The organism is Rhizobacter sp. SG703, from assembly GCF_012275445.1.
Taxonomy (GTDB): Bacteria; Pseudomonadota; Gammaproteobacteria; order Burkholderiales; family Burkholderiaceae_C; genus Rhizobacter.
The window spans coordinates 263,678-286,254 of record NZ_JAAZQK010000002.1 but is presented as its reverse complement, the minus strand read 5'-3'; the positions used below and the strand labels follow the sequence as shown (position 1 = coordinate 286,254).

The 22,577-nt window shown below is 70.5% G+C and carries 19 protein-coding genes; 8 read left to right on the top strand and 11 right to left on the bottom strand.

The annotated features are described in order from the left end of the window. Positions 1-48 precede the first annotated feature (48 nt). Complete coding sequence (locus FHT26_RS04280; RefSeq protein WP_168558938.1) at positions 49-918, top strand: hypothetical protein; 870 nt, start codon at positions 49-51, stop codon at positions 916-918. Between the two features lie 50 nt (positions 919-968). On the opposite strand, the gene FHT26_RS04275 is transcribed toward FHT26_RS04280, so the two are convergent. Beyond that, positions 969-1,505, bottom strand: a complete 537-nt coding sequence (locus FHT26_RS04275; protein ID WP_168558937.1) for a phasin family protein — start codon at positions 1,503-1,505, stop codon at positions 969-971. A gap of 211 nt (positions 1,506-1,716) precedes the next feature. Between FHT26_RS04275 and FHT26_RS04270 the strand changes: the two genes are divergently transcribed. Then, entirely contained in the window at positions 1,717-3,723 is a 2,007-nt protein-coding gene (locus FHT26_RS04270) for an SDR family oxidoreductase (RefSeq protein ID WP_168558936.1), read from the top strand. Here the strand turns inward: FHT26_RS04270 and FHT26_RS04265 are convergent. From FHT26_RS04265 to FHT26_RS04240, 6 genes are all read right to left on the bottom strand, one after another. Further along, on the bottom strand, positions 3,673-4,602 hold the full coding sequence (locus tag FHT26_RS04265) for a nucleotidyltransferase domain-containing protein (protein WP_168558935.1): 930 nt from the start codon (positions 4,600-4,602) through the stop codon (positions 3,673-3,675). The two genes, FHT26_RS04270 and FHT26_RS04265, sit on opposite strands and share 51 nt — an antisense overlap. A 63-nt stretch (positions 4,603-4,665) precedes the next feature. Beyond that, positions 4,666-6,036 carry an MFS transporter gene (locus FHT26_RS04260; RefSeq protein ID WP_210427243.1) on the bottom strand — a complete coding sequence of 457 codons (1,371 nt, stop codon included), beginning with the start codon at positions 6,034-6,036 and terminating at the stop codon, positions 4,666-4,668. Beyond that, positions 6,033-7,139, bottom strand: a complete 1,107-nt coding sequence (locus FHT26_RS04255; protein WP_168558933.1) for a phosphotransferase family protein — start codon at positions 7,137-7,139, stop codon at positions 6,033-6,035. The genes FHT26_RS04260 and FHT26_RS04255 overlap by 4 nt, the downstream gene beginning before the upstream one ends. A 33-nt stretch (positions 7,140-7,172) precedes the next feature. Next, positions 7,173-7,973 (bottom strand): SDR family oxidoreductase, encoded by an 801-nt coding sequence (locus FHT26_RS04250; RefSeq protein WP_168558932.1) that lies wholly within the window; start codon positions 7,971-7,973, stop codon positions 7,173-7,175. Next, positions 7,966-8,967: a hypothetical protein gene (locus FHT26_RS04245; protein ID WP_168558931.1), complete on the bottom strand. Its 1,002-nt coding sequence runs from the start codon at positions 8,965-8,967 to the stop codon at positions 7,966-7,968. The genes FHT26_RS04250 and FHT26_RS04245 overlap by 8 nt, the downstream gene beginning before the upstream one ends. A 90-nt stretch (positions 8,968-9,057) precedes the next feature. Continuing rightward, positions 9,058-10,200 carry a phosphoenolpyruvate carboxykinase (ATP) gene (locus tag FHT26_RS04240; RefSeq protein WP_168558930.1) on the bottom strand — a complete coding sequence of 381 codons (1,143 nt, stop codon included), beginning with the start codon at positions 10,198-10,200 and terminating at the stop codon, positions 9,058-9,060. 306 nt (positions 10,201-10,506) lie between these two features. Between FHT26_RS04240 and FHT26_RS04235 the strand changes: the two genes are divergently transcribed. Next, a complete protein-coding gene (locus FHT26_RS04235) occupies positions 10,507-11,901 on the top strand; it encodes an FAD-containing oxidoreductase (protein ID WP_168558929.1) in 1,395 nt (464 codons plus the stop codon). A gap of 56 nt (positions 11,902-11,957) precedes the next feature. After that, positions 11,958-13,598, top strand: coding sequence for an acid phosphatase (gene acpA, locus FHT26_RS04230; RefSeq protein WP_168558928.1), 1,641 nt, complete (start codon positions 11,958-11,960; stop codon positions 13,596-13,598). 2 nt (positions 13,599-13,600) lie between these two features. On the opposite strand, the gene FHT26_RS04225 is transcribed toward acpA, so the two are convergent. Then, entirely contained in the window at positions 13,601-14,824 is a 1,224-nt protein-coding gene (locus tag FHT26_RS04225; protein WP_168558927.1) for a cytochrome-c peroxidase, read from the bottom strand. After that, the gene (locus FHT26_RS04220) at positions 14,821-15,996 is read right to left on the bottom strand and encodes an acyltransferase family protein (RefSeq protein ID WP_168558926.1); all 1,176 of its coding nucleotides are present in this window, start codon (positions 15,994-15,996) and stop codon (positions 14,821-14,823) included. Before FHT26_RS04220 ends, FHT26_RS04225 begins: the two co-directional genes overlap by 4 nt. 161 nt (positions 15,997-16,157) lie before the next feature. Here FHT26_RS04220 and FHT26_RS04215 point away from each other — a divergent pair, with 161 nt between their 5' ends. From FHT26_RS04215 to FHT26_RS04205, 3 genes are all read left to right on the top strand, one after another. Beyond that, positions 16,158-16,961 (top strand): substrate-binding periplasmic protein, encoded by an 804-nt coding sequence (locus tag FHT26_RS04215; RefSeq protein WP_210427242.1) that lies wholly within the window; start codon positions 16,158-16,160, stop codon positions 16,959-16,961. A 13-nt stretch (positions 16,962-16,974) separates the two neighbouring features. Beyond that, positions 16,975-19,563, top strand: coding sequence for a CHASE domain-containing protein (locus FHT26_RS04210; protein ID WP_168558925.1), 2,589 nt, complete (start codon positions 16,975-16,977; stop codon positions 19,561-19,563). Positions 19,564-19,648: 85 nt separating this feature from the next. Continuing rightward, complete coding sequence (locus FHT26_RS04205) at positions 19,649-20,383, top strand: class I SAM-dependent methyltransferase (RefSeq protein ID WP_168558924.1); 735 nt, start codon at positions 19,649-19,651, stop codon at positions 20,381-20,383. A gap of 19 nt (positions 20,384-20,402) precedes the next feature. Here the strand turns inward: FHT26_RS04205 and FHT26_RS04200 are convergent, their stop codons facing one another. Both FHT26_RS04200 and FHT26_RS04195 read right to left on the bottom strand, forming a co-directional pair. Continuing rightward, positions 20,403-21,230 carry a tetratricopeptide repeat protein gene (locus FHT26_RS04200; protein WP_168558923.1) on the bottom strand — a complete coding sequence of 276 codons (828 nt, stop codon included), beginning with the start codon at positions 21,228-21,230 and terminating at the stop codon, positions 20,403-20,405. 94 nt (positions 21,231-21,324) lie between these two features. Continuing rightward, positions 21,325-22,023 carry a cation efflux transmembrane domain-containing protein gene (locus tag FHT26_RS04195; RefSeq protein WP_168558922.1) on the bottom strand — a complete coding sequence of 233 codons (699 nt, stop codon included), beginning with the start codon at positions 22,021-22,023 and terminating at the stop codon, positions 21,325-21,327. A 73-nt stretch (positions 22,024-22,096) separates the two neighbouring features. Here FHT26_RS04195 and FHT26_RS04190 point away from each other — a divergent pair, with 73 nt between their 5' ends. After that, positions 22,097-22,534 carry a Cd(II)/Pb(II)-responsive transcriptional regulator gene (locus tag FHT26_RS04190; RefSeq protein WP_246867706.1) on the top strand — a complete coding sequence of 146 codons (438 nt, stop codon included), beginning with the start codon at positions 22,097-22,099 and terminating at the stop codon, positions 22,532-22,534. Positions 22,535-22,577: the final 43 nt, after the last annotated feature.

Below are 22,577 nucleotides of genomic sequence, written 5' to 3'. Positions count from 1 at the left end.
CCCTCGTGGCACGATCCTCGTTGCGCCCGGCGGGCTGACAAGGCATCCATGAAGTTTCCGACCCAATCCAAGCCCGAGACCAAGCCTGCCTCCGCGAAGGGGGCGGTGAAGAGCGCGCCCCAAAGCGCGCCGAAGAGCGCATCGAAGAGCGCGGCGAACAGCGCACCGAAGAGCGCGGCGAACAGCGCACCGAAGAGCGGTGCCGGCCCCGGCGGAAAACCAGCTGCACCGGCTCAGCCGATGAAGGCCGCTGCCGCGGCTGCGATGCCGACCGCCAAGGCATCCAAAGGAGCCAAGGCCATCAAGGCGACGAAGCCGGCCGCCGATCCGAACGCCTTCCTGAAGAACCCGGTGCGCTGGCTGAAGCGATTGTTCCGCCGGCCGGTCCGCCTGAAGCGCCAGGGCCTGGATTTCAAGCTGGTGCTCGATGACCCGGCGACCCGCTTCGGCGACACGACGATGGACGGCCTGAAGATGACGCCGTCGGACACCGCCGACGTGCAGGCGATGCGCCTCGAACTGGCCGCGGTGCTGGACCGCGATCCGCGCTCGCGCAGCGTGCTGGTGCACCTCAACATGCTGGAGCGCGCGCTGAAGACCAAGGGCATGAAGGCCTTCGAGGACCTGCCGGCCGAGCTGCTGCGCAAGGCGATGGCCCAGCTCGACACGCTGGTGATGGACTGGTCGGCGCGCGGCCTGACGCTGCTGCGCGCACGCGCCTCGGGCACGCTGGCGCGCACCCGCATCACCGCCGGCACGCGCCAAGCCGACTTCGGCGACACCACGCATGTGCAGGTGCGCGAAGCGAGCGTCACGACCTTCATGGAGGCCGAGCAGGAGTGGGAAGAGCGCTCGGTGACCGGCAAGCCCTCGGCGGCTCTCCCGAAGAAGGCCGCCTTCACGCCCGAACGGCCCTGAGCGCCTGCGCCGCAGCACGCTGACGAGCGGCCCCGCAGGGCCGCGCCCGGTCAGGCGGCCTTGCGGGCGGCCCGTTTGGCGGGCGCCTTCGTGCTTGTTTTCGCAGGTGCCGTGGTGGTCTTGGCGGCAGCCTTGCGTGCCGCCTTGGCCGCAGCCGCGCCGTTCAGGCCGGCGACCTTCGCGTTCAATTCGTCGATGCGCTTCGACAGCGCGGCCACGTCCTTCGCGCTCGGCACGCCCAGCTTGGCCAGTGCCTTCGCGGTGCGTTCCTCGAAGATCGTTTCCAGCTTGTCCCAGTGCTGGCCGGCCTTGGCGCTCACGTCGCCGGCCATGCCGCTCATCCGGTTGGTGACCTCGCCGATCTTCTCCTCGGCCACCGCCTGGGTCTTGCGCTGCAGGCTCACGCCTTCCTTGACCAGCGCGTCGAACACCTTGCTGCCTTCTTCCTGGGCCTTCGAGAAGGCCCCCAGGCCGGCCAGCCAGATCTGCTGCGCCGAATCCTTCACCGTGCCGGCGAACGCGCTGTCGAGCAGCCCGGCCGCCGAGGCGCTCTTCTTCTCGGCCATCTTCTGGAGTTTCTTGACCATGTCTTCCTCTGTCGGTTGTTGAACGTCGCCGCGCGACTATAGGAGCGCCCCTCGCGCGCGGCATCCGGTTTCTCTAGGGCGTGGCCTCTATGCGCGGCGGTGCCGCCAGCGGCGGGCTCGGGTAATCGCGCAGCAGCGTGCGCGCAGGTTTGGTCAAGAATCGAACGAAACTCGAACCGATAGTCAAACCCGATCGACCCAGGAGGATTGCATGCAGTATTTCGTCACCGGCGCCACCGGCTTCATCGGCAAGCGCCTCGTCAAGACCCTGCTGCAGCGCCGCGGCGCGACGGTGCACTTCCTGCTGCGGCCGGAGAGCGAAGGCAAGGTCGACGAACTGCTGCAGTACTGGGGCGTGACCAAGGCGCGCGCCATTCCGGTCTACGGCGACCTCACCGCGAAGAAGCTCGGCGTCGCGGCCGATGCGCTGAAGGCGCTCAAGGGCAGGATCGACCACGCCTACCACCTGGCCGCGGTCTACGACCTCGCGGCCGACGAAGAAAGCCAGGTGCGGGTGAACGTCGAAGGCACGCGCAACGTCGTCGAGTTCGTCCGCGCCGTCGAGGCCGGCCACCTGCACCACGTCAGCTCGATCGCGGCGGCCGGTCTGTACGAGGGCGTGTTCCGCGAGGACATGTTCGACGAGGCCGAAGGCCTCGACCACCCTTACTTCATGACCAAGCACGAGAGCGAGAAGATCGTGCGCAAGGAGTGCAAGGTCCCGTGGACGGTCTACCGCCCGGCGATGGTGGCCGGCGATTCGCAGACCGGCGAGATGGACAAGATCGACGGCCCGTACTACTTCTTCAAGCTGATCCAGCGCATGCGGCAGATCCTGCCGCCGTGGATGCCGAGCGTCGGCCTCGAGGGCGGGCGGGTCAACATCGTGCCGGTCGACTTCGTCGTCGCGGCGCTCGACCACATCAGCCACGCGAAGGCCGAGCTCGGCGGGAAGTGCTTCCACCTCGTCGACCCTCAGGGCTACCGCGTCGGCGACGTGCTCGACATCTTCAGCAAGGCCGCGCATGCGCCGAAGATGAACCTGTTCATCAACGCCGCGCTGCTCGGCTTCATTCCGCGCAGCGTCAAGAAGGGCCTGATGGCGCTCGCGCCGGTGCGTCGCGTGCGTGCCGCGGTGATGAAGGACCTCGGCCTGCCGGAAGACATCTTCACCTTCATCAACTACCCGACGCGCTTCGACTGCCGCGACACGCTGGCCGCTCTGAAGGGCTCGGGCATCGCGTGCCCGGACCTGCGCGACTACGCCTGGCGGCTGTGGGACTACTGGGAGCGCCACCTCGACCCGGCGCTGCTGATCGACCGCTCGCTGCGCGGCACGGTGGGCGGCAAGGTGGTGCTGGTGACCGGCGGCTCCTCGGGCATCGGCCTGGCGGCCGCGATCAAGTTCGCCGAGGCCGGCGCGATCACGCTGATCTGCGCACGCGACGAAGCCAAGCTGGCCGAGGCCCGCAAGGAAATCCTGCTGGCCGCCGGCAAGGACGCGCGCGTGGAGACCTTCTCGTCCGACATCGCCGACGAAGCGAGCTGCCGCGACCTGATCGACTGGATCAACGCGAACTTCGGCGGCGTCGACTTCCTGGTGAACAACGCCGGCCGCTCGATCCGCCGCGCGATCGAGAGCAGCTACGACCGCTTCCACGACTTCGAGCGCACGATGCAGCTGAACTACTTCGGCTGCCTGCGGGTGACGATGGGGCTGCTGCCCGGCATGGTCGCGAAGAAGAAGGGCCACATCGTCAACATCAGCTCGATCGGCGTGCTGACGAATGCGCCGCGCTTCTCGGCCTACGTCGCCAGCAAGGCGGCCCTCGATGCCTGGACGCGCTGCGCGTCGAGCGAGTACGCCGACACCGGCATCACCTTCACGACCATCAACATGCCGCTGGTGCGCACGCCGATGATCGCGCCGACCAAGATCTACAACAACGTGCCGACGCTCGCGCCCGAGGAGGCGGCCGACATGATCGCGCAGGCCTGCGTCTACAAGCCGGTGCGCATCGCGACGCGGCTGGGCATTGCCGGCGAGGTGCTGCATGCGCTGGTGCCGCGCATTGCGCAGATCGTGATGAACACCAGTTTCCGGATGTTCCCGGACAGTTCGGCGGCCAAGGGCGACAAGGCGGGCCAGCCGGGCAAGGCGACGCTGTCACCCGAGGCGATGGCCTTGCAGCAGATGATGCGGGGCATTCACTTCTGACACGGCGCCGGGGTGCGAGGGCGACGGGTACTCGCGCGCCGCGACCTGGCCGGCGCTGGCTTCGATCCAGCGCTCGGGTGCTGCGGCAATCTCCTCCAGGTGCTGCTGCGCGGTGCACACGCCCTTGCTGCGTTCGGGCAGGTCGCGCAGGATCGCCCAGCAGACGCGCCGCAGCGCGTGCAGTGCCGCGGCCAGTTGCAGGTCGTTGCCGCCGAGCAGGGTCGACGCGGCCTCGATCTCGCGCACCACGCGGTCGCTGTCGAGGCCCTCGCGCACGATGCGCTTGACGCTCGCGACCGGGTCGTAGGCGCGGCCCAGCTGGAACAGGCGCAGCGCGAGCGCGATCGCGACCAAGCTGCACAGCACGTGGCGCGCCGCGAACAGCTCGCCGCGCGACAGGTGGCGGCAGATCGACATGTGCGCATAGCCGACGTCGAACTGGGCGCGTGCCGCGATGCGGTCGTTGGTCAGCTGGCGGGCCACCGCGGCCTGCAGCGGCATCAGGTGGCGGGATCCCCACAGCGGCTGCCAGCGCAGCACGCGCTCGACGACCGGCAGCGTGTCGGGCGTCACGACGAACAGCTCGAGCTTGAAGCCGTCGGCGTACAGCACCGAGCTGCGGCAGCCGAAGCCTTCTTTCCAGGTCGGGCCGCCGACCAGTTGCACCGGCTCGGTGACCAGCGGCAGCAGCACGGCGGCGACCTGCCGGGCGCCGTCGATCAGGGGCCCCTCGGCGAGCAGCACGACGAGGTCGAGGTCGGACTGGTCGTCGTGCCGGCCGCTGGCCTGCGAGCCACCGAGCGCGACCGCCAGCGCATGCGGACAGTGCTGGAGCGTGGCCTGCGACAGCCGTGCGGCGAGTTGCGAGCAATCTCTCATGGGGGCTTTCTCGTCGGAGTGGACGCGTGGGGCTGCTGCATTGGACGGACGCGGGGGGGCCGGTCAGGCCTGCAGCGCCGCGCCGACCCGGGCCCGTTCGGCCAGCGCCGCGCGTGCCGCGATCGCCAGCGCGCCGGCGGCGGTCATCGTGGCCGCCAACCCGTACACGCCGGCGCCCCAGGTCGGCAGCGCGCGGCTGGCAAACCAGGCGGCGCCGGCCAGGCCGATGCCGTGACCACAGGCCGTGTAGACCGCCTGGCCGGTGATCGCGTAGCGGCTCGGACTCAGGTCGCGCACCCACAGCGCGCACAGCGCATGCATCCACGAGAACGACGCGACGTGCAGCACGAAGCCGAGCAGCAGCCAGGGCAGGGCGCCATCGGCCGCGAGCAGCGACCAGCGCAGCAGCGACAGCATCACGATCACGCCGAACACCCGGGCGTTGCCCCAGTGGGCGCGCAGGCGGTCGAACGCGGCGAAGCCGAGCGCCTCGACGCCGAAGGCGGCGCACCACAGCGCGGCGATGGCCGGCCCGCCGACACCGCGCTGTTGCAGCAGCAGCGTCGCGCTGCTGTAGAACACGCCGTTGGCGCCGATCAGCAACGTGGCGCCTGCCAGCAGCAGCAGGCCGCTGCCGGTCGCGAGCGAGGGCGGCGTGCGCCGGGTCATCGCCGCCGCATGGCGCTCGGCGCCGGGCGGGAGCACCGCGGCCCCTGCCGGACCCGTTGGTCCCGTTTTTTCCGTGCGTCCCGTGCCTCCCATGTGTCCCGTATGTCCCGTATGTCCCGTGCGTCCCGATCGTCCGGCCTGCACCATCGCCTGCACCGCCGATTGCATTGCATGCAGGCTGACCAGCAGCACCAGCGCCGACACCAGCACCAGCATCGGCAACGCGGCCTGCTGCCACGCCGGCCCGGCCGACCACAGCCCGCCGAACAGCAGCACCCCGGCGCACACCGAAGCCGAGCCGAGCGCCCGCATCGAGCCATAGCGCGCGCAGCCGTCGCCATCCTTGAGCCGGGTCGCGAGCGCCTCCAGCAGGCTCTGGAAGTAGTTGCGGCACGCGGCGATGACGACCACGCCGACCAGCAGCCCGCCGAAATGCGTCGAGCTGTCGAGCAGCCAGACCGCGGCGCAGCCGGCCCAGGCCGCCGCCCACAGCAGGTTCGACTGGCGCCGCGATGCATCGGCCCACCACGCGAGCAGCGGCCCGGTCAGCAGCTTGACGCCGAACACCGTGCTGAAGATCCAGGCCACCTCGTCGGGTGCGAGCCCCTTGTCGCGCAGGAAGGGCGGCAGGTAACCGAGCAGCACGCCGGTCGGCAGGAAGAAGCCGACGTAGGCGAGCGGCAGGTGCAGGCCTTGCCAGTGGCGCCAGTGACGCCAGTGGCGCCAGTTGAGCCCGTCCTGCCACGCCCTCCAGGCGCGGCTCACAGCAGCCGCTCCAGCATGCCGAGGCTCCATTCGCGCACGCGCCGGCCGGCCGGCTCGTCGAGGTGGCCGGTCCAGACGGCGCGCGTCGGCCCGACCAGCCGGTACAGGCACTGGAAGGCCAGGTGCAGGTGCAGGCGCCGCTGCCAGGCCAATGGGTCGGCCGGCAGCCTGGCGCTGCCGTAGTGGTCCCAGGCGCGGGCGACGATCGGCAGCGGGTCGCGGTCGTGGTTCAGTGCACGGATCGCGTACTCGCTGAGCAGGTAGGCCAGGTCGTAGCTGCCTTCGCCGAAGTGGCCTTGCTCGAAGTCGATCACCGACACCCGGTGGTCGGCGTCGACCAGCAGGTTGCGCGAGTTCAGGTCGCCGTGCACCGGCTCGGCTTCGAGCGTCAGGTAGTCGTCGATGAAGGCGCGCGCCGCACGGTGCAACGGCGACGGCAATTCATCGAGCAGCCGGATGTATTGCAGCTCGATCTTGAAAGCCTTGAACGGCCGGCTCGCGGCGAGCAGGGGGTTGCGCGGCTGCAGCGGCAAGGCATGCAGCCGCCCCAGCCAGCGTGCGATCGAGCGCAACGGCAGCTCGAGGGCGGCCGCGTCGGCCGCCTTGTCGCCGGGCTCGGACTTCAGTCGCTCGTGCAGCGGCGCGCCGGCCGCGGCGTCCATTGCGACGATGTCGTACTCGCTCTGGATCGCGACCAGCGCCGGCACGTTCAGCGGCTGCGCGGTGGCCGGACGGGTGGTCTGCCGAGTGGCCTGCCGAGTGGCCTGCATCACGCAGGCGCGCGACGCCAGGTCGTGCCAGCTGCAGGCGACGACGCAGCGCTGGGCGGCGCGGGTCGGCAGCGGCGGGAAGTCGCCCGACAACGCGACTTCGGTGAAGCGCTTCAGGTAGTGCGTGCCGGCCGGCGAGCTGACCTTCAACACCCGGTTGAACAGGCCGCCGGCGACCGGCTCGATCGACTGCGGGCCCGGCCACAGCAGCCGGGCGACCTGGATCATCTCGCTGTCGAAGCCCGCGCTGTCGGCGGGTGCAGCCGGTGCTGCCGACCAGGGCAGGCTGAGGGGAGCGGTGGTGGCCAGGGAGGTGGATGCAGGGTAGGACATGGTGGCGTGCCGGTGGTGGCGGGCGAGGCAGGGTCAACTCGGCGATGCCGCCCGGCCGCAGGCCGGGATCGACTGCCGATGGATGCCGCGCACATACAGGCTTTGCGCGACCGGAAAGAGGCTGATCTCCTGCACGTTGACGTGCGCAGGCTGCCGGTGGATCCATTCGATGGTGCGGGCGAGGTCCTGCGCTTCGAGCGGCGCGAAGCCCTCGAAGCGTTCGGCGGCGTCGAGGCCGGGTTGGCCGTCGAGCAGGCCGGTGCGGGTGGTGCCGGGCTGCACGCAGCTCACTCGCACACCCGAGCCGTGCAGGTCGGCGCGCACGCAGCGCAGCAACTGCTGCGTGTAGGCCTTGCTCGCGGCGTAGGCGGCCATCGCCGGGGCGGCGTCGTGGCCGGCGATCGAGCCGAGCACGATCAGCGTGCCGCCGCCTCGCTGCTGCAGCAGGCGCGCGATGTCGCGCACCACCAGCGTGGTGCCGAGCACGTTGGTGTCGATGGTGGCGTGCAGGTCGGCATCGCTCATCTCGGTGAGCGGTGCGCCCTGGAACGCGCAGCCGGCACAGTGCACCGCGAGTTCGATGTCGTGCAGCCGCAGGCGTTCGCTCGCGGCGAGCCGGTCGAAGGCGGCGCGCAGGCCGGGCTGCGCGACGTCGTGCGGCAGCGCGATGAAGCGCCGCGGCCAGTCGCGCTCGATCTCGGCCAGCCGCGCGGCATTGCGGGCGATGCCGATGACGCTGAACCCGCTCGCGAGCAGGCCCTGCGCGACCGCGCGGCCGATGCCGCGGCTGGCGCCGGTGACGGCGCACCAGCGCGGGGGGCGGTGTTCATCCATTGATCAGGTACGAGCTGCCGGGGACCAGGTGGGGCACGTGCGGCGCGATGGCATGGACGTTGACCGTCTTGATGCTCCAGCGCTGGCGTTGCGCGGCTTCGTTGCGCACGGTACCGATCTCCTTGCCGTGCAGGGACAGGTTGTTCGCGATCGACACGAAATCGCCGGGCCGCATCTGCACGCGGCGCTTCACGGCATGCAGCGTCTCGGTCAGCCGCTGCACCGCGCGGCTCGCCGAATCGGTCAGGCCTTCGGTGCGCTTCTCGAAGAAGCGCAGCTCGACCTCGCGCGTCAGCACCGCATGGTCGGCGGCCCTGCCCAGCGCCACGTTGCCGCCCATCATCGACAGGTCGTCGAACGGCGTGTAGAACGCGCCTTCGCGCAGCACCGCGAGCGTGTTCCTGTCGAGCGCGGCGAGGACATCGCGGTTGGCGACGAAGGTGGTCCAGATCTCGTTGTCGTCGCAGCTGCGAAGCGACAGGATGTTGACCAGGTCGGGGCGCACGAAATGGTTCGCCAGGTCCTTGTGGAAATGGATCGGGCCGAGCGCCTTCTGCGATTGCGAGTCGCTCAGCGACGCCTTCGGGAAGATGTCCTGGAAGACATCGCCGTCGTTGACGTTCAGGTACGAGATCGGGTGCTCGCCGGCCACGTCGGCATGCAGCTGCAGGAAACCTTCGGCGACGAAGCTGCGCTTCTTCGCATGCTTGTCGGCCACCGGATCGACGTTGCCGAGCTCGGGCAGCACGCTGTCGATCGGACAGTTCTCGACGAACACGAACGGCCGCTCGTAGGCCGACACGCGGCGACGCGCCTCCATGAAATCGCGGAAGCGCGCGACATGGGGGTCGCTCGCGACCAGCATGCAGATCTCGTGGCGGAAGGCCTCGTAGGCCTTGTACGGGTTGACGCGAATCGATTCGAGCCGCCGCACCAGCGCGCTGCGCTCGGTGTCGGTGAAGCTGAAATCCACGGGCAGCTCTCTGCAGGTCATCGGGTGTTCTCCCTGGGGGCGTGGCGGAGGGGGCGGTGCGGCGGCTGGGTGGGCAGGCGTTCGGTGATCGAGCGTTCGGCAATCGAGCGTTCAGCGATCGAGGAGTTGTCGCAGCCCCGGTTTGCCGCAGACCGGGTCGAGCGTGATCTCGAGGCAGGGCACGCCGGCGGCACGCAGCCAGCCGAGCGCCGCGGCGGCCGGCTCGGGCCGCTGCGCGAGGCCGCGGGTGTCGCCGTGCCAGCACGGGAAATCGGGGTCGTCGGCCGGGAACAGCGCATCGGCGATGTCGGCGTGCTGCAGGCCGGCGGTGCTGCCCGCCGAATGCAGCGTGATGCCCGCGGCATGACCGGGTTCGAGCGTGGCCCGCACCACGCCGGCCAGCGGGGCGCGCGGCACGTAGAGCGTGCCCAGCACCTCGGCCAGCAGGCAGGGTGCGACGATGCGCTTGTGCTGCTGCTCGTAGCTGCGCCGGTACAGCGCGCGGTCGCAGGTCTGGCCGGCGTCGAGGTGGCGGCGCTGCAGGTCGCGCAGCCCGGCGTCGAAGATGCGCCGCAGCTCGGGGTAGTCGACGATGGTGCCCTCGCAGTACGACAGGTAGCTCGGCCACGACCACACGCTGCGGCCGTCGTCGGCGTCGAGCAGCACCCGGTCGTTCGCCAGCGGCCGTGCGCCGTGCCGCAGCACCATGTCGATGAACAGCGTCGACTTGCCGGCCCCCTTGCCGCCGAGGAACAGCCAGGCCGCGCCGTCGAGCACCACCGCGCTCGCGTGCAGCATCGGCGCGAAGCGCGGCCCGCGCCGCCACAGCGTCAGGTTGCGCGCGGCATGGAAGATCAGTTCGCTGGAGCGCAAGGCGTGCATCGGATCGATGTGCACGTCGAGGCAGGCGCGCTGCGCATCGTGGCGGAACAGCATGCCTTCGCCGGGCAGGTGGATCGCGCCGGTGCCGCCGCGCGCACCGCTCGGGTCCCCCGGATCGGCCGGGCCTTCGAGGTTCCAGTGCGGGTAGTTCAGCGAGCGGTGGAAGCGCGCATGCGCCGGCCAGTCGGCGGCCGCGTCGACCAGTTCGGCCGCGCTCGCGTGGTGCACGCGGATGTCGAGCGACGGCGTGGCGCAGGGCTCGATCGGCGCGGGTTCGTACGAGCGCGCGATGCGGTCGAAGAACCACGCATCGCCGAACGCGCTGTGAAGCTGGAACTGGCTGTCGAGCAGCCGATGACGACTCGTGTCCACGCAGGCCTCGAAGACGCAATGTTCCTCGGCGGCAAGGGCAGCCGAGGCCCGGTTGAAGGGGAGCGAGAGGGGAAGCGTCTCCGAGTGGGAGTCGTGTGCCGCAAGACAGGCGGCCGGCTGGCGCGGGTCGAAAGAATTCTTTCGGTCCCTGGGCCGCGAAGTCTAAGGAGCCGGCCGTGACGGGTCAAGCGCCCTGCCGCGAAAAGGGCTGTCAGTTTGCTGTCGCGAACCCGACTCAGTCGCTGCTGTTTCGATGCCGGCGCATGATGCGCGGCACGCCGATGCCCGCCACTCCGGAGAACCCCCATGACACGCACCACACGCCCGTTCGACGCCATCGTGATCGGCAGCGGCCAGGCCGGCCCGTTCCTCGCCGCGAAGCTGTGTGCCGCCGGCATGAAGACCGCGCTGGTCGAGCGCGAGCACCTCGGCGGCACCTGCGTCAACGACGGCTGCATCCCGACCAAGACGCTGGTGGCGAGCGCGCGCACGGCCCATGTCGCGCGGCGCGCGGCCGACTACGGCGTCGTGATCGACGGCCCGGTGCGCGTCGACATGAAGGCGGTGAAGGCGCGCAAGGACGCGATCGTCGCGCAGTCGGTCGCGTCGCTGTCGTCGTGGCTCGGCGGCATGGAGAACCTGACGCTGCTGTGGGGCCATGCGCGCTTCGTCGGGCCGCACCGCGTGCAGGTCGGCGACGAGCTGCTCGAGGCGCCGAAGATCTTCATCAACACCGGCGGGCGCGCGCTGCTGCCCGACTGGCCCGGCATCCACGAGGTGCCGGTGCTGACCAACACCTCGATGATGGCGCTCGACGTGGTGCCGGAGCACCTGCTGGTGATCGGCGGCAGCTACATCGGGCTGGAGTTCGCGCAGATGCACCGCCGCTTCGGCGCGCGCGTCACGGTGCTGGAGCACGGCGGGCGGCTGGTGTCGCGCGAAGATCCGGAGGTGTCGGCCGAGATCCGCGCGATCCTCGAACGCGAGGGCATCGAGGTGCTGACGATGGCGCGCGATTTCACACTGGCCCGCGCGGCCGACGGCGGCATCCGGCTCGGCATCACGCAGGACGGCCGTCCGCGCGAACTGAACGGCAGCCACCTGCTGGTGGCGGTGGGCCGCAAGCCGAACACCGACGACCTCGGGCTCGAACAGGCCGGCGTGGCCTGCGATGCGCGCGGCTTCATCGAGGTCGACGACCAGCTGCGCACCAGCGTGCCGGGGGTCTGGGCGATGGGCGACTGCAACGGCCGCGGCGCGTTCACGCACACCTCGTACAACGATCACGAGATCGTCGCCGCCAACCTGCTGGACGACGATCCGCGCCGCGTCAGCGACCGCATCCCGGCCTATGCGCTGTTCATCGACCCGCCGCTCGGCCGGGTCGGGCTGACCGAAGCCGAGGTGCGGGCGAGCGGCCGCGAGGCGCTGGTCGGCACGATGCCGATGACGCGCGTCGGCCGTGCGAAGGAGCGCGGCGAGACGCAAGGCTTCATGAAGGTGCTGGTGGATGCGCAGACCGAACGCATCCTCGGCGCGTCGCTGCTGTGCATCGACGGCGACGAGATCGTGCATTCGCTGCTCGACGTGATGGCGGCCAATGCGCCGTACACGGTGATCGCGCGCGCGGTGCACATCCACCCGACCGTCAGCGAGCTGATCCCGACCTTGCTGCAGCAGCTGAAGCCGCTGGAAAAATGACCGAAGAAAATGACGGAAGATAGGCTCCCTCGAAGAACGACTCCGGAGCGCAACCGATGAAGATCCGAGCCACCGTCATCGCCCTGGCGGCATCGCTGGCCGCCTGCGGCACCCAGCCCCCGGCGGGCAGCCCCGCCGCCGAAGCGAAGCTGCAGGACAGCATCCGCACGGTGGTCGTGATCTTTGCGGAGAACCGCGCGTTCGACACCTTGTACGGCCTGTACCCCGGCGCCGACGGCATCCCCGGCGTCAACCCGTCGTCGCGCAGCGCCTGGCAGCCGCAGACCGAGCGCGACAGCGACCTGGCGCTGCCGAAGCTGCCGCAGACCTGGGGCGGCGTCACCGCCGCCGGCCAGGCGGTGACGCTGGCGCAGGGCGCGACCGCGAACCAGGACAACAAGCCGTTCCAGATCGATGCCGAAGCGGGCTACCAGGGCAGCGGCGTGAAGGTTGGCCAGGACGTGATCACGCGCGACCTGTACCACCGCTTCTTCGAGAACCAGATGCAGATCAACGGCGGGCGCAACGACAAGTTCGCCGCCTGGGCCGATGGCGGCGGGCTCGCGATGGGCTACTACGACGGCAGCCGCATGCGGCTGTGGCAGATCGCGCAGCAGTACGTGCTGGCCGACCGCTTCTACATGGGCGCGTTCGGCGGCTCGTTCCTGAACCACCAGTACCTGGTGTGCGCCTGCGTGCCGGTGTACCCGGGGGCCGAGCAGTCGCCGGCGAAGGGCTCGATCTCGGTGGTCGACCGGCTGCCCGACGGCCGCTGGAGCGCGAAGCTGGCGACGCGGCCCGATTCGCCGTCGTCGGCGATCGCCGGGCCGCCGAAGTACGTCAACAGCAGCAACCTGACGCCGGCCGACTACGCTGGCGACGGCCGGTACTACGCGGTGAACACGATGCAGCCGGCCTACCAGCCGAGCGGCGTGCCGCCCGCCGCGACCGGCAGCGACCTGCTGGCCGATGCCGGCAAGGCCAACACCTTGCCGCCGCAGACGCAGTTGACGATCGGCGACATGCTCGACCGCAAGGGCGTCGACTGGGCCTGGTACGGCGGCGCGTGGAATGCGGCGACCGACGAAGGCCGGCAGCCGGCATCGGTGGCGCGCAAGATCATCTATGCACCGCCGGTGGGCTTCCAGACGCACCACCAGCCGTTCAACTACTACGCGACGGTCGACCCGACCGACCCGGCGAAGGCCGCCTACCGGCGCGCGCACCTGAAGGATTTCGACGAGAGCTTCCTGAAGGACGCGGCGGCCGGCACGCTGCCGCCGGTGACGTTCTACAAGCCGCAGGGCAACCTGAACCAGCACGCCGGTTATGCCGACGTGGCGTCGGGCGACCAGCACATCGCCGACCTGATCGGCCAGCTGCAGCAGAGCCCGCAGTGGAAGCACATGCTGGTGGTCGTGACCTACGACGAGAACGGCGGCTTCTGGGACCACGCGCCGGTGCCGAAGGGCGACCTGTGGGGCCCGGGCTCGCGCATCCCGGCGATCATCGTGTCGCCGTGGGCGAAGAAGGGCTTCGTCGACCACACGCCGTACGACACCGGCTCGATCCTGCGCTTCATCACGCGGCGCTGGCAGCTGGAGACGCTGCCGGGGTTGAAGATGCGCGACGAGGGGCTCGCGAAGAACGGGTCGCCGGCGATGGGGGATCTGACGGGGGCGTTGAAGCTGGAGTGACGTCAGGGCGTGTATCCATCCGTCAACGTCTTCAGGAACGCGATCACGTCCGCGATCTCCTGCGCATCGAGTGCCGGCTTGTCTCCGGCGACGCGATCGAACGGCGGATCGCGGTTGACGTTCTCCTTCAGCACGCCCGGCAGGTCGTCGTACAGCTCGACCTTGCCATCCGCGCCGCGGCCGAACCAGCGCTGCGGTTCCAGGTCGCGCGTCGCGTAGAAGCGCATCACCTCGTCCAGCGAGTGCAGCACGCCATTGTGGAAGAAGGCCTGCCGCAGCGCCACGTTGCGCAGCGTCGGCGTGCGGAAGGCGCCGCAGTGCTCGCGCTGGTTCACCAGGTCGCGGCGCTCGGGGCCGCACAGCCCGAGGTCGAAAAAGCCTGGGTCGCGGTTCGCCGGCAGCTCGCGGTTGCGCGGCACGCCGACCACGATGTGGCCGTGGTCGGTGAAGGCCGGGAACGCGCCGGTCGTCGCGCTGACGGCGCTCGGGTGGCATGACGCGCAGTTGCCCTTGGCCTCGTCGTTGAACAGCGCGAGGCCGCGCGCCTCCTGCGGCGTCAGGCTCGCGCGGCCGCGCAGCACCGCGTCGTACTTGCTGCTGTACGGGTAGAACTGCGTCGCGTCCTGCTGGAACATCTCCAGCGCCAGCAGCGCCCATTGAAAGGCCGGCGCCACCGCGTCGAGCGCATCGGCGCCGAAGGTCGCGCGAAACTCATCCGCATACGGCGCGCGCCGCAGCCGCTCCACCACCTCGTCCGCATTCGCGTTCGCCATCTCGTTCGGCGACAGCAGCGCGAGGCCCGATTGCTCGTGCACCGTGGCCGCGCGGCCGTCCCAGTCGTGGCCGCCGGCCGGGCCCTGGTCGACGCTCTCGTCGACGTCGTCGTCGAAGCGGTGCTCGGTGAACGGCGGCACGTTCTGCAGGTAGCGCAGCGACGGCGTCGCGCGAAAACCCAGCGCCTGACCGTCGCGCCCGCCTGGCTGCACCGGCTTGCCGTCCGGCGGGCCGTAGGCCGAGGCCGGGTCGTGGCAACTCGCGCAGCTTTGTTCGCCCGACGCCGACAACGCCGGGTCGAAGAACATCGTGCGGCCGAGCCGCTGCATCTGCCGGAAATCGGGCTGGCGCGCGGCCTGCATCGCGTAGGCCTCGGCGGCTTGCGCCGGCGGCAGGCCGGGCGGCACGGCGGCGGCCAGCAGCATCGCGAGGCCGAGGCGCTGCAGTGTCATGGCGTGCTCGGCAGCGCCGCCGTGGCGCGCGGCACGACATCGAAGTGCCGTGCCCAGCGCCGGTCGCGCCAGTGCCTGAACGGGGTTTCGACCGCGCGGTACAGCAGCCAGCCGCCCGCCAGGCAGGCCAGTGCGATCAGCGCCACGTGCAGCGGCTCGGGCAGGCCCCAGGGCTTGATCAGCCGGTTCACGATCACCGCGATCGGCTTGTGCGTCAGGTACAGCGCATACGACCACAGCGCGAGCGGCGCCGCCCCGGGAATGCGCAGCCGCTGCAGCGGCGAGCCGTCGGCCAGCGTACCAAGCAGCAGCAGCGCAAACGCCATCGCCACCAGCGAGTAGCCGAAGCCGCTCATCACGTAGCCGTAGCCGCCCGGCATCTCGTAGAAGTTCTGCACCGCCCACAGCATCGCCAGCGTCGCCGTGGCGCCCGCCGCGAACAGCGCGCGTCCGTGCTGCATCAGCCTGGCCCAGGTGGCCGGGTGACCGGTCTTCAGCAGCGCCAGCGCGACGCCCGGCAGGAATTCGTCGAAGCGGCACAGCGTCGCGTAGTAGACGTTCGGGTAGTAGCCCTCGATCGCGCCGCCGGCCTCGCGCCCGTACTGCAGCCACAGCAAGCTGCGCCAGGCGATCGCCGCGACGACCAGCGAGGCCAGCAGCGCCCAGCTGAGTGCCAGCCGCTGCCGCCAGCGCATCAGCCCGAGCAGCGCCAGCGGCAGCACCAGGTAGAACTGCTCCTCGATGCACAGCGACCACGCATGCGAGAACGCGGTGCCCGGCTGCAGGCCGATGTTCTGCGTGAACGTCAGGAAGCGCCACAGCGGCGGTGGCTCGCGTCCGCCCATCACGGCCGGGAACAGGAAGTACAGCGCCAGCACGACCCAGAAAGCCGGCAGCGTGCGCAGCGCGCGCCGCAGGTAGAACGTGCCGAGCGACAACGTTCGCCCGCGCAGCATGCCACCCATCAGCTGGTTGGCGATCAGGTAGCCGCTGAGCACGAAGAACAGGTCGACGCCGGTCCAGCCGACCGCACTCGCCCAGCCGAAGGTGTCATGCCCGCTGACGAACACGCGGTAGTGGTACGCGAAGACCAGCAGGATGGCCAGCGCCCGCAACGTGTCGAGACCGGGCTGGCGGGCCGGATGCGGCGAAGTGGAAACGGTGGCGGTCATGCGGAAGGCGAGCGGGGCGTGTGCGTCGGACGCCGGCGATTCTGCCGCCGCGGCGGCGCCGACGGCATCCCCAGTGTGGGATTTTCCCGGGCCTTGCGGCAACTCCCCGGACCGGGCACCGCGATGCGGGGCTATGCTGCGCCCCCAGGGGGTTTCACCGCATGCTGAAGTTGTCGCCATGGCTGCGCGCGCAAGCCTTGACCCTGGCGGTCGCCATCGGGGCGGCCTTGCCGGCCAATGCCGCCGACAAGCCCGAATGCCTGCGCCCGATGAGCCTCGCGCTGCACGAGCACGGCCTGCTCTATTCGGGCGTCACCGGCGAGGGCATCGACAAGGACATCGCCGACGAACTGGCGCGCCGCAGCGGCTGCAAGTTCATCGTCTCGGTGCTGCCGCGCGCCCGCATCTGGCAGCTGATCGAAGGCGGCGCGCTCGACTTCAGCCTGTCGGGCATCACCAACCCGGCGCGCGAGCAGTTCGCCGCGTTCGCCTGGTACGTGTCGAACAAGTACTACCTGCTGGTGCGCCGCGATGCGAGCGTCGCCGCGCTGGCCGATTTCGAGCGCGACCCGAAGCTCAGGCTCGGCGTGATCCGCAGCTTCCGCTACAGCCCGACCGCCAACCGCCTGGTCGACGCGCTCGATGCGCAGGGCCGCGTGAACCATGCGTCCAGCCTCGAGCCGCTGTACCAGGTGCTGCTCGACAACCGCGTGCAGGCGATGATCATCGAACCGTTCGACTACCCGACGGTGCAGCAGGGCACGATCCGCGCGCAGACGCGCATCGTCGAATTCGACGACCCGGCGGTGCCGCACGGGCTGATCATGTCGAAGCGGTCGCTGTCGCCGGCGCAGCAGCAGGCCTGGCGCGCGCTGGTCGACGAGATGCGCGCCGACGGCAGCATGCAGCGCATCTTCGAGAAGTACTTCTCGGCCGAGCTGGCGCGCACGATGACCCGCTTTTGAGCACAGGGCCGGCGTGAAGCGAGCCTTTCCGTTGCTGATGTCGCTGCTGGTCGCGGCCGTCTCGCTGACGGTGACCGGCCTGGCGTGGCGCCATGAGCGCGCGTCCGAGGCCGCCGCATTGCGCGCGAGCTTCGACTTCGGCTTGCGCCAGGCCACCAGCCGCATCGAGCAGCGCATGGCCGCCTTCGAGCAGATGCTGCGCGGCGTGCAGGGCCTGTTCCTCGCGACCGGTTCGGTCGACCGCGCGCACTTCGACCGCTACGTCGACGCGCTGCTGGTCGGCGTCGACTTCAACGGCCTGCAGGCGATCGCCTACGGGCCGCTGGTGCAAGGCCCCGACCTCGCGGCGCACGAAACGGCGCAGCGCCGGTCCGGCATCCCGTTCTACCAGGTCCGCCCGCCCGGACCGCGCGCGAGCTACGTGCCGGTCACGTACATCGCGCCGGCGGACGGCCGCAGCCTGGCCGCGCTCGGCTACGACATCTCTACCGACCCGTCGCGCCGTGCCGCGCTCGACAAGGCGCGCGATTCCGGCAGCGTCGCGATCACCGGCCGCATCCGGCTGGTGACCGAGCCCGAGCACGCGCCGCAGTACGGCTTCCTGATGCTGCTGCCGCTGTACGCGCCCGGGCAGCCTACCGACAGCGTGGCCGCGCGGCGGCGCAGCGTCGTGGCCTGGGTGTGGGCGGGCTTTCGCATCGGCGACCTGATGTCCAGCCTGTACGGCGAGTCGACACCGGGGCTGGACCTGCGCGTCTACGACGGCGTCGAGCTGCGCGACGATGCGCTGATGTACCGCTCGGTCGGCGCGGAGGCCGACCGGCAGCCGGCGCGCTTCGAAGCGCAGGAGTACATCGGCGTGGCCGGCCAGAGCTGGACGGTGCAGGTGCGCAGCACGCCGGAGTTCGAGGCACGCCACCACCGCGAGTCGGCCCGCATCATCGCGGTGGCCGGCATCGGGCTGAGCCTGCTGCTGGCCGTGCTGACCTGGCAGCTGACCACCGGGCGCATGCGCGCCTACAGCGTGGCCCGCGTGATGACGCGCGAACTGCGCGACAGCGAACGGCGCTACCGCCGCATCGTCGAGACGGCGAACGAAGGCATCTGGCTCATCGATGCGCCGGGCCGCCTGTCCTTCGTCAACCCGAAGCTGCTGCGCCTGCTCGGGCAAGGCGCCACCGACATGCTCGAGCGGCCGCTCGCCGAATTCGTCGACGACCCGGCCGTGCGGCTGGCGCCCGAGGCGCTGGCGAGCCGGCCGCCCGGCACCGTCGAGACGGTCGAGCTGCGCATGCACCGCAGCGAAGGGCAGCCGCTGTGGGTGTCGATGTCGATCACGCCGGTGTTCGACGAGGCCGACCGCTATGTCGGCTCGCTCGGCATGGTGACCGACATCAGCGAGCGCAAGCAGGCCGAGGCGAAGCGCGTGCTGCTCGAGGCGCAGCTGCGCGAGTCGCAGAAGATGGAGGCGATCGGCACGCTGGCCGGCGGCATCGCGCACGACTTCAACAACATCCTCGCGGCGATCCTCGGCAACGTGTCGCTGGCGCGCGACCGGCTCGACGACGCCCACGGCGCGACGTCGCCGCTGAAGCAGATCGAGATGGCCGGCGTGCGCGCGCGCAGCCTGGTGCAGAAGATCCTGGCGTTCAGCCGCATGCAGCCGCACGAGCTGGTCAGCCAGCCGATGCGGCCGATGATCGAGGAGTCGATCGCGCTGCTGCGCTCGACGCTGCCGGCCACCGTGGAGCTGGTGCTCGCGCTGGAGGACCGGCCGCTGTCCGTCAGCGCCGACGCCACGCACGTGCAGCAGATCCTGCTGAACCTGTGCACCAACGCCTGGCATGCGCTGCAGGGCAGCAGCGGGCGCATCACGATCGGGCTGGACGAACGCCGCATCGATGCCGACGAGGCGCAACGCCTGGGCGACCTGGCGCCGGGGCCTTGTGCGCACCTGTGGGTGTCGGACAACGGCGTCGGCATGGACGAGGCCACGCGGGCGCGGGTGTTCGAGCCGTTCTTCACCACCAAGCGGGTCGGGCAGGGCACCGGCCTCGGGCTGTCGGTGGTGCACGGCATCATGACGGCGCATGCCGGCGCGATCGACGTCGACAGCGAGCCGGGGCGCGGCAGCACCTTCCACCTCTACTTCCCGCTGCTGCCGCACCGGCCGCAGCAGGTCGATGCGACCGGCGCGCCGGCGCCGGCGCCGGTGCCGGTCGGCCGAGGGCAGCACGTGCTGGTGGTCGACGATGACCCGGCGATGCTGCTGATGGTCGAGAGCCTGCTGCAGCGGGCCGGCTACCGCGTGACCGGCATCGACCAACCGCGCGAGGCGGCGGCGCTGCTGCAGCGCGATCCCGCCGCCTACGACCTGGTGGTGACCGACTACAACATGCCGGAGCTGACCGGCATGGAGCTCGCGGCCGAGATCGGGCGCATCCGCGCCGACCTGCCGGTGGTCATCAGCTCGGGCTTCATCTCCGACGAGATGCGCAGCGCGGCACAGCAGGCCGGCATCAAGGGGCTGATGCAGAAGGAGTACACGCTGGAGCAGCTGGGCGGCATCGTGCATGCGGTGCTGAACCCGGTGGCGGGCTGACGCCGCCGCGCGCGAGGCATGCCCCCTCGCCGGTGCGGGCCGGCCGGCGACGCCAGAATGCAGTCCTCATTCGAAGGAGCGCCTGATGCGTCACGACTGGATTCGCGGTGTTGTGCTGGCCACGGCGTTCGCGCTGTTCTCTCCGTGGCCGGCCTCGGCCCAGACCGACGCGGACCTGCAGACGCTTCTCGCCAGCCCGCTGCGCACCGACGACGACCGCAAGTCGGACGCCGGCCGCCAGCCGATCGGGCTGCTGCGTTTCGCGCAGGTGAAGCCCGGGATGTCGGTGCTGGACGTGTCGGCCGGCGGCGGCTACACGACGCAGTTGATGGCGCTGGCGGTCGGGCCGCAGGGCAAGGTCTGGTCCCAGGTGACGCAGTCCCGGCCGGTGCTCGACAAGCGGCTGGCCGCGCATCCGCAGCCGCAGGTCGGCGTGCTGGTGCGGCCCTTCGAAGACCTGTTCCCGGCCGATGCGCCAAGGGTGGACCTGGTGACGCTGGTGTTGTCGTACCACGACATCGCGTACTCGCCGGTCGACCGGCCGAAGCTGAACCGCGCGATGTTCGACGCGCTGAAGCCGGGCGGCCACCTGGTGTTGATCGACCATGCGGCGAAGGCCGGCACCGGCGTGGCCGATGCGAAGCGCCTGCACCGCATCGACGAGCAGCTGGTGCGGCAGGAGATCGAGGCGGCCGGCTTCGTGTTCGAAGCCGACAGCGATTTCCTGCGCAACCCGGCCGATCCGCGGGATCAGGCCTTCTTCGACATGAAGCAGTCGGCCGACCGGTTCGCGCTGCGCTTCGTCAAGCCCTCCAACTGACGGGGAAGGCCGAGGCTCTTCACCAGCCGTCGCTGCCGCCGCCGTCGGATCCGCCGCCCCCGCCGCCGCTGTCCCAGTCGCCACCGGAGCCGAAGTCGACCGAGCGGTTCGACAGTTCATCGGCCGCGCTGTTGTCGAAATAGCCCGGCGACAGGCCGCCATCCGACGCGGCGTTCGACGACGACGAGCCGCCGTCGCGGTGGCCGTCGAGCATCTTCTCGGCCAGCATGCCGGCCGCGAAGCCGCCGGCCGCTGCCAGGCCGGTGCCGAGCATGCCGCTGCCGGTGCCGCCGCCCATCGGACTGTAGTTCGGGCCGTAGCCGCCGGTCGGCATGCCGCCGGCGTACGCGGGCGACATCGGCTGCGCGCGGCGGGCGCTGAACATGCGCCACAACAGCACCGCGATCACCGCGAAGCCGGCACCCCAGATCCAGCCGGGGAGGCCGCTGCTGCGTTCGGCGGCGCGCGGGGCCGGCGCCTGGCGTGGCGCCTGCACCGCGGTGCCGGGTGAATTGCCGCCCCCGGCCGCGGTGGTGCCGCGCTGCTCGCGCTCCAGCAGCTGCTCGAAGCTCCTGAACTTGTCCGGCTGCGTGAAGCCGAGCGCCGGGTCGAGCTGCTGCGCGAGGCGCGCCTCCTGCAGCGCGAACTCGTAGCGCTTGTTGTGCGCGAGGATCTCGGCGTAGACGTAGTGCGCCTTCGCGCTGCCGGGCTTGGCGGCCACGACGTCGCGCATCAGCGTCTCGGCCTGGGCGTAGTTGCCCTTCTGCACCTCGGCCTGCACCTCGGTGACGGACGGCAGCGCGAACGCCGCGGCCGACGCCAGACCCATGGCCACGAGGGCCAGCATGGCAAGAAGTCGTTTCATGTCCGTTTGCCTTTCACTTTCAAGAGGACCTCGGCAAGGAGGCTTGCGGCCAGTAGGTGGGGGTCGATGCGGCGGGTCACAAGCCCTGTTTCTGCAACGCCCGGTCGGCGTGCCGCAGCTCGACCCGGGCATGCCGCATCACCGCGATGCCGCTTTGCAGGCCGAGGCCGGCCATCAGCAGCGCGACCACGACATCGGGCCACATCGTGCCGGTGCCGAACACGCCGACGGCCGCCAGCAGGACCGCAGCATTGCCGATCGCATCGTTGCGGCTGCACAGCCACACCGAGCGCATGTTGGCGTCGCCCTCGCGGAAGCGGTAGAGCAGCAGCGCGACGCCGAGGTTCACCGCCAGCGCCAGCGCGCCGATCCAGCCCATCGTGGCCGGCGCCGGCGACGCGCCATGCCACGCGTGCCACAACGCCAGCCCCAGCACGCCGGCGCCGTAGACCGCCATCGTCGAGCCCTTGAACCAGGCGACGCGCGGCCGCCAGATGGCCGCCATGCCGAGCGCGACCAGGCTCAGGCCGTAGTTGACCGCATCGCCGAAGAAATCGGCCGCATCGGCCAGCAGAGAGGCCGAGTCGGCATGCACGCCGCCGCCGATTTCCAGCACCGCCATGCCGGCGTTCAGCACCAACGCGACCCACAGCACGCGGCGGTAGGCGGCCGACACCGGGCCGGTGGGCAGGTGGTCGTGGGAATGGCCATGGCCCGCGCCGTCGGAGGGGGCATGGGCATGACCGTGGTCGTGATCGCAGCAATGTCGTGACATGGGCAAGGAGGAGGCGAGGCGAAAGCGCTGTGGCACATTCGAAAGCCTGGAGTCCCTCCAAGGTCAAGTCCCCATGCGCATCAAGGATGTATCCGAAGCCACCGGCGTGCCGGTCGACACGATCCGCCATTACGAGAAGGCCGGCTTGCTGCCCGCGCCGGCGCGTGGCGGCAACAACTACCGCCGCTATACCGACGCCGAAGTGCAACGGCTGCGCTTCATTCGCAACTGCCGGTCGCTCGACATGAGCCTGGACGAGGTGCGGCCGCTGCTGGAGTTCCTCGACCACCCGCAGGCCGATTGCTCGAAGGTCGACGCGGTGATCGAAGGCCACCTGGCGCATGTGCGAGAGCGGCTGGCCAGCCTGCAGGTGCTGGAGCGCCAGCTGGAGCTGCTGACGCAGGTGTGCGGCCCGCAGCGGGCGCACGAGCTGTGCGGCATCGTGATGGCCTTGTCGAAGGACGCGCCGGGCGGGTTGCCGCCGACCGGGCGCGGCGTGCACACCACCTAGTGTTGACCCCTACAATTCGCGCCGCGACGACCCGTGGCGGTCG